General features: G+C 71.4%; 8 protein-coding genes. 6 read left to right on the top strand and 2 right to left on the bottom strand.

Going from position 1 to position 10,529, the window contains the following annotated elements; translation table 11 throughout:
- A partial coding sequence (locus tag KME77_RS15870) for a hypothetical protein (protein WP_219467704.1) occupies window positions 1-196 on the top strand: 196 nt, incomplete at its 5' end.
- 180 nt (window positions 197-376) lie between these two features.
- Here the strand turns inward: KME77_RS15870 and KME77_RS15865 are convergent.
- Entirely contained in the window at window positions 377-658 is a 282-nt protein-coding gene (locus KME77_RS15865; protein WP_219467701.1) for a DUF3040 domain-containing protein, read from the bottom strand.
- Window positions 659-791: 133 nt separating this feature from the next.
- On the opposite strand from KME77_RS15865, the gene KME77_RS15860 reads away from it, so the two are divergent.
- From KME77_RS15860 to KME77_RS15840, 5 genes are all read left to right on the top strand, one after another.
- Window positions 792-1,886 carry an Rv2578c family radical SAM protein gene (locus tag KME77_RS15860; protein WP_219467699.1) on the top strand — a complete coding sequence of 365 codons (1,095 nt, stop codon included), beginning with the start codon at window positions 792-794 and terminating at the stop codon, window positions 1,884-1,886.
- 135 nt (window positions 1,887-2,021) lie between these two features.
- Window positions 2,022-4,088 (top strand): elongation factor G, encoded by a 2,067-nt coding sequence (locus KME77_RS15855; protein WP_219467696.1) that lies wholly within the window; start codon window positions 2,022-2,024, stop codon window positions 4,086-4,088.
- 75 nt (window positions 4,089-4,163) lie between these two features.
- Window positions 4,164-4,286: a hypothetical protein gene (locus tag KME77_RS29890; protein WP_281424158.1), complete on the top strand. Its 123-nt coding sequence runs from the start codon at window positions 4,164-4,166 to the stop codon at window positions 4,284-4,286.
- Between the two features lie 84 nt (window positions 4,287-4,370).
- Window positions 4,371-7,733 (top strand): S41 family peptidase, encoded by a 3,363-nt coding sequence (locus KME77_RS15850; RefSeq protein ID WP_246609828.1) that lies wholly within the window; start codon window positions 4,371-4,373, stop codon window positions 7,731-7,733.
- A gap of 156 nt (window positions 7,734-7,889) precedes the next feature.
- Window positions 7,890-9,344, top strand: a complete 1,455-nt coding sequence (locus KME77_RS15840) for a glycosyltransferase family 4 protein (protein WP_308250716.1) — start codon at window positions 7,890-7,892, stop codon at window positions 9,342-9,344.
- A 76-nt stretch (window positions 9,345-9,420) separates the two neighbouring features.
- On the opposite strand, the gene KME77_RS15835 is transcribed toward KME77_RS15840, so the two are convergent.
- The gene (locus KME77_RS15835) at window positions 9,421-10,326 is read right to left on the bottom strand and encodes a S1C family serine protease (RefSeq protein ID WP_219467690.1); all 906 of its coding nucleotides are present in this window, start codon (window positions 10,324-10,326) and stop codon (window positions 9,421-9,423) included.
- Window positions 10,327-10,529 lie beyond the last annotated feature (203 nt).

Raw genomic sequence — 10,529 nt, 5'->3', positions numbered from 1 at the left:
GGAGGCGATGAGCGGCCAGGGCGGCGCCGACACGCTGACGGGCGGCAGCGGCGGCGACACGATGTTCGGCGGGGCGAACAACGACACGCTGCTCGGGGTGGACGGGGTGTCCGGGAACGACAGCCTGTTCGGCAACAGCGGCACCGACACCTGCACGTCGGACTCGGGGGACCTGGAGGGGTCCTGCGAGATCTGACCGATGAAGCCGTCGGCTGAGGGGCCCCTGGCCCCTCACCGGCGTCAGCCCTTCACGGCACCAGCCCTTCACGGCATCAGCCCTTACGGGGAGCGCCCGTCCCTCCCCAGGGCACCCGACAACCGGCGGCCATCTCGCTCGATGGACGCCGGCTCGTAGTGTGCCGGATATCGCTGGATGTCAGAGTGTGGTGGCCAGCGCCAGGGCCGCTGCGGCCTCATGACGCAGAACCATGATCAGCAGGGTAGCGACGAGGGTGGCGATCAGCAGCCAGCTGATCAGGATGATGACCGTCGAACGACGCGGTCTGCGGCGCTCGCCCGGCACCTTGACAGACTTCTCCTCGCCACGGCGGGCCCGCTCGTTGAACGACTCCAGTCGTGCCACGAGACGAGGATCGTCGTCGACGAGGTGCCGCTCGATCTGTGCCAGCATCCGCTCCTCGTCCTGCGACCAGGCCATAGGTGCACCTCCGGAACGCAAGCTCTGTGCGGGGTTTCTGCCCAACCCTGAAGATCATTAGCCCCCGCCTGGGCAGGTAATTGCAACCTCTTTCCGTTTGCGATCTTCGTCGAACCTTTGTTCTAATCATGGGATGCGCTGGGACAACTTACGGCTGATCGAGCCGGGCCCGGAAGATCCGGTCGCGCCGCTGTTCGCCCGCGGCGCGGTCACCCGTACGTTCGACACCCCCGAGTTCAAGGGGATGACCTTCTACGAGATCCATGCTCGGTCGATCATCAACCGGGTGCCGGCGGCCAGCCGGGTGCCGTTCGAGCACACGATCAACCCCTATCGGGGATGCGGCCACCGCTGCGTCTACTGCTTCGCCCGCAAGTCCCACGAATACCTCGACCTTGACGCGGGGGCGGATTTCGACTCCAAGATCGTCGTCAAGGTCAACGCCGCCGAGCTGGCCCGCAAGGAGCTCGCCGCGCCCCGCTGGCGCGGCGAGCCCATCGCCATGGGCACCAACGTCGACTGCTACCAGCGGGCCGAGGGCCGCTACCGGCTGATGCGCGGCATCCTGGCGGCGTTGCGCGACGCGGCCAACCCGTTCTCGATCCTCACCAAGGGCACGCTGATCCTGCGCGACCTCGACCTGCTGACGCAGGCCGCCGAGGTGACCCGGGTGAGCGCCGCCGTGTCGGCCGGCTTCGTCGACACCGACGTGTGGCGCTCGGTCGAGCCCGGCACCCCCGCCCCGGACCGGCGGCTGGAGACGTGCGCCACGCTCAACGACAGCGGCATCCCCTGCGGCGTGCTGATGGCGCCGATCCTGCCGTACCTGACCGACTCCCCCGCCCAGCTCGAACGCACGGTGAGGCGGATCGCCGAGTCGGGCGCCACGCACCTGTCGCCGATCGTGCTGCACCTGCGGCCGGGCGCCCGCCAGTGGTGGCTGGCGTGGCTGTCACGCGAGCATCCGCGGCTGGTGCCGCGCTACCTGGAGCTGTACGGGCGGGGCGCGTACGCTCCGGAGTCCTACCAGCGGCGCATCACCGACCGGGTCAAGGAACTGGCCCAGCAGTACGGCATCGGCCGACGCCCCACCCCGGCCACGAACCCGGCCACCCGGTCCGAGTGCCTGAACCTGCCTGCCCCGGCGCCGGCCCGTAGCGCACGGCCTCCCCTCCCCAAGCCCCCAGCGGCGCAGCAGCTCACGCTCCCCCTCCTGGGCGGCGAATAATCGCTGGCGGCCTCACCAAGGCTGGTGGCAGGATGAGCCGGTCTCTGACGTCCCACGAGCAGGAGTACACCATGCGGTGCCCCGAAATCTCCCAGCGCCCCATTGGCACGAGAGTTTTCGAGGCTTCGACCACGCATGCGCATACTCAACATCGGGATCCTCGCGCACGTAGACGCGGGTAAGACCAGCCTGACCGAGCGGCTGCTGTTCCGGACCGGCGCGATCGGCCGGCTGGGCAGCGTCGACGACGGCAGCACCCAGACAGACAGCGGCGCGATCGAACGACGCCGCGGCATCACCATCCGCACGGCCGTCGCCTCCTTCACCGTTCCGGAGGCGGGCCGTGAGCTGCGGGTCAACCTGATCGACACGCCCGGCCACGCCGACTTCGTCGCCGAGGTGGAACGGGCGCTCGGCGTGCTCGACGGCGCCGTGCTGGTGCTGTCGGCCGTCGAAGGGGTGCAACCGCACTCCCGCCTGCTGATGAAGACGCTGCGCAGGCTGCGGGTGCCCACGCTGATCTTCATCAACAAGATCGACCGGGCCGGGGCCCGGGAGGGTGAGCTGCTGGCCGACGTACGGCGGTGGCTGACCCCGTACTGCGTGCCCTTGAACACCGTCCGGCACATCGGCAGCCCCGACGCCGGCACCGAGCCCATGAACTTCGCGACCGCCACGAACGCCACGAGCGTGGCGGACACTGCGGCCGCCACGGATGCCGCGAAGCTCGTGGACACCACGCCCCCTGCAGACACCACAAATGCCGTGACGGCCACGGACCTCACGAACGTCACAAATGCTGCGGACGTGGCGGCGGAAGTGCTGGCCGAGCACGATGACAGCATTCTGGAGCTGCTCGTCGAGGGGCGGCGGCCGAGCGGTGAGATGCTGCGGGCGGCGATGGCCCAGCAGTGCGCCGACGGGGTGCTGCATCCGGTGGTGTTCGGGTCGGCGATGACCGGGCAGGGCGTGGGCGACCTGCTGGACGCGTTCGGCCTGCTGCCCGCCACGGTCCCGGGCGAGGGGGACCCGGACGAGGCCGTGCGAGGGACGGTGTTCGCGATCGAGCGCGGCCACGCCGGGGAGAAGCTCGCGTACGTACGGATGCGTTCCGGCACGCTCCAGGCGCGGCAGCGAGTGCGCTTCTTCAGGCCCAGCACGCCGTACGAGAGGTCCGGTGCGCCGTACGAGAGATCTCACACGATGTTCGACGGGGGTGGTGCAACGTACGAGGGGCGGCCGACCGCCATTCAAGTGGCTGGGTCCGACGCCGCAGAGGCGGTGGCCGGGGACATCGCCAAAGTGCGCGGTGTGCCCGGCATCCGCGTAGGCGATCACCTCGGCGCGGCGCCGGACGACCCCGGAGCCGGGCACTTCCTCGCGCCCACGCTGGAGACCGTGGTCAGGCCGCGCGTGCCCGGCCAGGAGGGCCGCCTGCATGCGGCGCTCGCCGCCCTGGCCGAGCAGGACCCGCTGATCGGCACCCGCGCGTTGCCCGGCGGCGAGACGTCGGTGCTGCTGTACGGGGAGGTGCAGAAGGAGGTCATCGCCGAGACGCTGGCCGAGGAGTTCGGGGTGGCGGCGGAGTTCGAGCCGACCCGGCCCGTCCTTCTCGAACGGCCCGTCCGCCGGGGCGAGGCCGTCGAGGAGATCCTGCGTCACGGCCGCAACGAGTTCTGCGCCACCGTCGGCCTGCGCGTGGAGCCCGCGCCGATCGGGTCGGGCGTCGGTTACCGGATGGAGGTGGATCTGGGGTCGCTGCCGCTGGCGTTCCACCGGGCGATCGAGGACACCGTGCGCGACTCGCTGGCCGCCGGGCCGCGCGGGTGGCCGGTCACCGACGTCCTGATCACGCTGATCAGGAGCGGGTACTCGGCGCCGGTGAGCACGGCGGCCGACTTCCGCGGGCGGACACCGCTCGTGCTGATGCAGGCGCTGCGGCAGGCCGGGACCCGCGTGTACGAGCCGTGTCACCGCTTCGAGCTGGAAGTTCCGCCGGAGGCGCTGAGCGCGGCGACCGCCCGGCTGTCGGCGCTGGGCGCCGAGGTGGCCGACGTGGAACGGCGCGGGGAGGCCTGGCTGGTGGGCGGGGACATCCCGGCGGCGGTGGTGCACGAGTTCGAGCTGTCACTGCCCGGACTGTCGCACGGTGAGGGCGTCTGGTGGTCCGAACCGTCCGGCGATCGCCCCACAAAAGCGTGATGTCGGTTTTCTACCCTGAATGGGCACTAAAGGGGTTGATGTACGAATCCGTCATCATCCGTTTCGGGGGGAACCATGGCACAGACGAACAAGAAGTCGTCCACCAAGTCCGGCAAGGCGAAGAAGCAGTCGATCAAGTCGAATCGCCAGACCAAGGGCACCAAGAAAGAGGCGACGAGGAAGTCCACCGAGGGTTGACCCGGTGACGTGATCAGGCAGCCGTGGCCGGAAAGGCCGCGGCTGCCCGACCGTCGAGGGCCCCACCGTCGAGGGCATGGTGCCATGTCGGCCTATCTGCGCTTTCCCGCCGTCTTCCAGGACGTGGTCGTCTTCGCCGCCGAGGACGACCTGTGGATGGTCTGCGCCCGCGGCGGCCGCGCGTTCCGGCTGACCGCCGGCGTGGCGGAGGCGGGCTATCCGCGCATCTCACCGCGCGGTGACCGGCTCGCGTTCGTCGGGCGGGAGGAGGGGCCCGAAGAGGTGTACGTGATGCCCACCGACGGGGGTGCGGCCCAGCGGGTCACCTACCACGGGGCCCGGTGCACGGTGACCGGCTGGGATCCCGGCGGGCGCATCCTGTACGCCAGCGACGAGTGCCAGCCGTTCGAGGGCCGCAAGTGGCTGCACCGGGTGACGCCGGGAGGCGTGCCGGAGCGGCTGCCGTACGGGCCGGCGAACTCGATCGCGTACGGCCCCGGCGGCATGATCGTGCTGGGCCGCAACACCGCGGACCCGGCCCGCTGGAAGCGCTACCGCGGCGGCACCGTCGGCGACCTGTGGATCGACCCCGACGGCGAGGGCCGCTTCCGCCGGCTCATCCGCCTGCCGGGCAACCTGGCCTCCCCCTGCTGGAGCGGCGGACGCGTGTGTTTCCTGTCCGACCACGAGGGCGTCGGCAACGTGTACTCCTGCACCCCGGACGGCGGCGACCTGCGCAAGCACACCCACCACGACGACTACTACGCGCGCAACCTGTCCGGCGACGGCAGGCGGCTCGTTTATCACGCGGGCGCCGACCTGTACCTGCTCGACCTCGAAGGCGCGCCGCGGCGGATCGACGTGCGGCTGGCCAGCTCCAGGACGCAGCGCAACCGCAGGTTCGTGGAGGCCGAGGACTATCTCGACAGCGCCACGCTCAGCCCGGACGGCAGCGGCTTGGCCGTCACCACGCGCGGCAAGGCGTACTCGATGGCGGACTGGGAGGGGCCGGTGCGGCAGCACGGCGAGCCGGACGGGGTTCGCTACCGGTTCCTGACGTTCCTGAACGACGGCCGCCGCCTCATCGCCGCCGCCAGCGACGAGGAGGACGAGGAACGACTGGTCGTCCTCGACGCCACCCCAGGGACAGCCGAAGCAGACGCCGGGACGGACATCACGGTGGGAGGAGACGGCGGGGCGGAACCGGGTGCCGGGGCGAACGCCGGGCCGGGAGCGGACACCGGGCCAGGGGCTGGGGTGGGGGGTCGGGTGGTGGGGCGGTTGGGGCGGGTCACCGCGCTGGTCCCCGACCCCGCCCGCGACCGGATCGCCGTCACCAACCACCGCCACGAGCTGCACCTCCTCGACCTGACCACCGGCCGGGCCACGCTCGTGGAGGCCAACGCGCACGGCGCGCCGGCCGACCCGGCCTGGTCGCACGACGGCGAGTGGCTCGCGTACGCCAGTCCGCTCGACGCCCGCACCACCGCGATCATGCTGCACCACCCGGGGACCGGCAGGACCGTGCCCGCGACCGAGCCGCTGCTGGAGGACTCCCGTCCGGCGTTCGACCCGGGCGGGCGCTACCTGTACTTCATCGGCCGGCGCGTGTTCGCCCCGGTCCATGACGAGCTCCAGTTCGACCTGAGCTTCCCGCTGGGCGGCCGTCCGTACGCGGTCACGCTGCGCGCCGACGTGCCGGACCCGTTCGTCCAGGCGCCGCGCCCGCTGGAGGCCAAGGAGGAGGACGACGAGGAGGAGGAGCCGGGGCCGCTCACCGTGGACGTCGAGGGGCTGGCCCGCCGCGTGACCGCGTTCCCGCTGCCCGAGGGCCGGTACGAGCGGATCGCCGGGCTGCCCGGCAAGGCGCTGGTGCTCAGCAGCCCGCTGCAGGGCCCGGACCTCCTGGAGCTGTACGACTTCGCCAAGGGCAGGCGGGAGACGTTCGCGCGGGACGTCACCGACTTCGAGCTCGGCCGTGACGGCAGGACGCTGCTGTACCGGGCGGGCGATCGGCTGCGGGTGGTCAAGGCGGACGAGGTGCCGGAGGGCGGCGACGACGACCCGCCCGGCCGGGAGAGCGGCTGGATCGACCTGTCGCGGGTCAAGGTGTCGGTGTGCCCGGCGGCGGAGTGGCGGCAGATGTTCCGGGAGGCGTGGCGGCTGCAGCGGGAGCACTTCTGGGCCGAGGACATGGCCGGGATCGACTGGCCCGCCATCTACGATCGTTATCTGCCGCTGGTCGAGCGGGTCGGCACCCGTGGTGAGTTCTCCGACCTGCTGTGGGAGTTGCACGGCGAGCTGGCGACGAGTCACGCGTACGAGAGCGGCGGCGAGTACCGTCCCGGTCCCGACTACACGCAGGGCAAGCTCGGCGTGGACTGGGACTTCCGCGACGGCGTTTACCACATCGGCGCGATCGTCGTCGGCGACCCGTGGGACCCCGGGGCGACCTCGCCGCTCACCCGCCCCGGCCTGGACGTGCGGCCGGGCGACGAGGTCCTGGCCGTCAACGGCGCCCCGATCGGCGCGACCGCCCCTCCGGGCGAGCAGACCGCCCCCGCCCCGGACGCCGCCACGCCGATCGGCGAGCCCGCCACGGACAGCGCCACCCCGATCGGCGAGCCCGCCACGGACACCGCCGCCCCCGCCGCGCCCGGCCGTGCGGCCATCACCCCGAACGAGCGCCTGGTCAATCAGGCGGGCGAGGAGGTGGAGCTGACGCTGCGCCGCGACGGCCGCCTGTTCACCGTCACCGCGCGGGCCGTCGCCGACGAGCGCCCCGCCCGCTACCGCGACTGGGTGAACCTCAACCGCGCCCAGTGCCACCAGCGCTCCGGCGGCCGCCTCGGCTACGTTCACGTGCCCGACATGGACACCGACGGGTACGCCGAGTTCCACCGTGGCTTCCTGGCCGAGCACGACCGGCACGCCCTGATCGTGGACGTCCGCTTCAACGGCGGCGGGAACGTCTCCGCGCTGCTGCTGCAGAAGCTGGCCCGCAGGCGGATCGGGTACGACTACCCGCGCTGGGGCGGCCCGCAGCCGTACCCGCCGGAGTCGCCGCGCGGCCCGCTGGTGGCGATCACGAACGAGTGGGCGGGCTCCGACGGCGACATCTTCAGCCACACCTTCAAGCTGCTCGGCCTCGGCCCGCTCGTGGGCAGGCGCACCTGGGGCGGCGTCATCGGGATCTGGCCGCGGCACCGGCTGGCCGACGGGACGCTCACCACGCAGCCGGAGTTCTCCTTCGCCTTCGACGACGTGGGGTGGCGGGTGGAGAACTATGGCACCGATCCCGACATCGAGGTCGACATCACGCCGCAGGACTACGCGGCCGGCGTGGACACCCAGCTCGAGAAGGCCATCGACGTGGCGCTCGGCCTGCTGTCCGAGCGTCCCCCGCACACTCCCGACCATGCGCGCAGACCACGCATGCAACCTTGAAAGCCCTCAGAGCGTCTAAAGATCATAGGCAGGGTTAGTCCACGGGGATGGACAGGACACTCTGCCAAAGCGGGACAATAAGCCGGTGGCGCCGCGTACCAGGTCGCCATCGGCCACGTGTGTTGTGACACTTTCCGACCAAGGGGGACACCTCAGGTGCGCGCACTGGCACGCAAGGGCAAGTCGGCGATGGTCAGGCTCTACAAGGGCTACAACCGGCGAAAGGCGCGCAACGCGCCGCCTCCGTCCACGGACAAGGTCAGCATTCTGATCCTGCACGCGTACGGGATGGGCGGCACGATCCGGACGGTCTTCAACCTGGCCAGTTACCTCGCCCAGCACCACGAGGTCGAGATCGTGAGCATCCTGAAGGAGGCCGACGAGCCCTTCTTCCCGATCGATCCGCGGGTGAAGTTCCGCTTCCTGGACGACCGTACGCGCCTGAACCCCGATCCGATGCGCGCGATGCTGTCGAAGCTGCCCAGCAGGATCATCCCGCCGGAGGAGTCGGCCTACCACCGCTTCAACATGTGGACGGACCTGAAGCTGGCCCGCTTCATCCGCTCCCTGGACACCGGCGTGCTCATCTCCACCAGGCCGGGCCTGAACCTGGCCATGGCCCAGCTCGCGCCGCCGGGCCTGATCACCATCGGCCAGGAGCACGTGGCCTTCCGTACGCAGGCCGAGCCGATCCAGGAGCTGATCAAGTGGCGCTACCGCCGCATGGACGCCCTGGTCACGCTCACCAAGGCCGACCTGCGCGACTACCGCGAATCGCTGCCCAAGAAGCCGCGCAGGCTGGTTCGCATCCCCAACGCGGTGCCGCCCATGACCGGCGACGTCGCCAAGCTGGACGCCAAGGTGGCCGTCGCGGTCGGGCGGCTGACCAGGATCAAGGGCTTCCACCGGCTGATCGTCGCCTGGGAGACCGTCGCCCGGGCCCACCCGGACTGGAAGCTGCGCATCTTCGGCGCCGGCCCGCAGGAGGACAACCTGCGCCAGCAGATCATCGACGCCGGCCTGGAGGGCAAGGTCGAGCTGCCGGGGCCGACCTCCGACGTGGGCGCCGAACTGGAGAAGGCGTCGATCTTCGTGCTGAGTTCGCGTCATGAGGGCTTCCCGATGACGATCCTGGAGGCCATGGCCAAGGGGCTGGCGATCGTCAGCTTCAACAGCCCGCACGGCCCCAAGGAGATGATCACCACGGGGGTCGACGGGCTGCTGGTCAAGCCGCGTACCAACGCCAACCTCGCCACGTCCGTCCTTCGGGTGATCGAGGACGAGCAGCTCCGCCACGACCTGGCGGCGGGGGCGCTGGAGACGGCGCGGCTGTACGACAACGACGTGATCGGCGAGAAGTGGGACAAGCTGATCGCGGAGCTGCTGGCCCGCCGCAACGGCACCTACGTCCGCCCGGCTCGCCCGGCCCCGGCCGCCACCCCTGCCCCTGACCCCGGCACGGAACCCGAGGCCGGGCAGGCTGCTCCTTCGGCGTTCACAGCCACACCCGCCGCCTCTGCCTCCTCGACGCCTTCGGCCTTCTCTGCCGCCGCGCCGGCGGGGCGGCTGACGCCGGAAGCATCGGCGGAGCCGGCCCCGCCGACCGCCTGACTCCCCCGGCCCGGCCGATCAGGCCGCACTGCTCACGTCGGGGCTGGTCGGGCCCCGGCGGGCCTGATACGCCTGGTCACGTCCGGCTGGTCAGCTCGACCGGCTCGGCGATGACGTCCACCAGCGCGCCGTTGCGGTGCACCGTGATCGGCAGCGGCCGGCCGATGGCCTCGGCGAACATCAGCCGCTGCAGGCTCTGCGCGTCCCCCACCGGCTGCCGGCCCGCGCTCAGCACCAGGTCCCCCGCCCGCAGGCCGGCCCGGTCGGCGGGCGAGCCGGGCATGACCTCCACCACGCGCAGGGCGCTGTCCTGATCGGTCCGGGCGCGCAGCGACTCGGGCAGCGGCGCGGGTGAGGTGACCAGCCCCAGGTACGCCCGCCGCACCCGCCCGTCCTTGATCAGCGTGGCGATGATCGAACGGGTGGTGCTGTTGACCGGCACGGCCAGCCCGACCCCGACGCCGGCGACCGCCGTGTTGATGCCGACCACCCGGGCCTGGGAGTCGGCCAGCGCGCCGCCCGAGTTGCCGGGGTTGAGCGCCGCGTCCGTCTGGATAACGTCCTCGATCAGCCGTACGGCCGAGCCGCTGCGCGCGGGCAGTGACCGTCCGAGGCCCGACACAACGCCGGCCGTCACCGAGCCGGCCAGTCCGAGCGGGCTGCCCACCGCCACCACCAGCTGGCCGACGACCAGTTCGTCGCTGTCGCCCAGCACGGCGGGCTCGGGGGTGGGGACCTGCGCCCTGATCACCGCCAGGTCCGACAACGGGTCACGGCCCACGACCAGGAACTCGCCGGACGTGCCGTCGGAGAACGCGATGGAGCCCGACCGGGACGAGCCCACGACGTGCGCGTTCGTCAGGAGGAAACCGTCGGAGGTGAAGACCACGGCCGACCCGCTGCCCCGGTTCGCCCGCACGCTGGCGACCTTGGGCAGGATCTCGGCCGCCACGGACGAGACGACGCGGGAGTAATCATCCATGCTTACATCATTACTCCGCAAAGCCCTCCGCGCTGACGGACCGCTTCTGGCGCCCGCCGACGTCAGGCCGGCGCGGCTGGAAGGCCCCAGGTCTGGTCGTCGAGCACGAGCGTGACCTTCCCCACCGTCCCCCGCGCCGCGACCATCGCGTGGGCGTCGCCCGCGCGGGCGACGGGGACCGACGGGCCCTCGACGACCTTCAG

Origin of the sequence: Nonomuraea rhizosphaerae, assembly GCF_019396405.1 — a bacterium.
Classification (GTDB): domain Bacteria; phylum Actinomycetota; class Actinomycetes; order Streptosporangiales; family Streptosporangiaceae; genus Nonomuraea; species Nonomuraea rhizosphaerae.
The sequence above is the reverse complement of the archived record's forward strand: the minus strand, read 5'-3'. Positions and strand labels throughout refer to the sequence as shown.

Coding starts and splice junctions, on each gene's coding strand:
- KME77_RS29890 (WP_281424158.1), top strand. CDS start 4,164: ATGGCACAGACGAACAAGAAGTCGTCCACCAAGTCCGGCAAGGCGAAG.
- KME77_RS15860 (WP_219467699.1), top strand. CDS start 792: ATGCGCTGGGACAACTTACGGCTGATCGAGCCGGGCCCGGAAGATCCG.
- KME77_RS15835 (WP_219467690.1), bottom strand. CDS start 10,326: ATGGATGATTACTCCCGCGTCGTCTCGTCCGTGGCGGCCGAGATCCTG.
- KME77_RS15855 (WP_219467696.1), top strand. CDS start 2,022: ATGCGCATACTCAACATCGGGATCCTCGCGCACGTAGACGCGGGTAAG.
- KME77_RS15865 (WP_219467701.1), bottom strand. CDS start 658: ATGGCCTGGTCGCAGGACGAGGAGCGGATGCTGGCACAGATCGAGCGG.
- KME77_RS15850 (WP_246609828.1), top strand. CDS start 4,371: ATGTCGGCCTATCTGCGCTTTCCCGCCGTCTTCCAGGACGTGGTCGTC.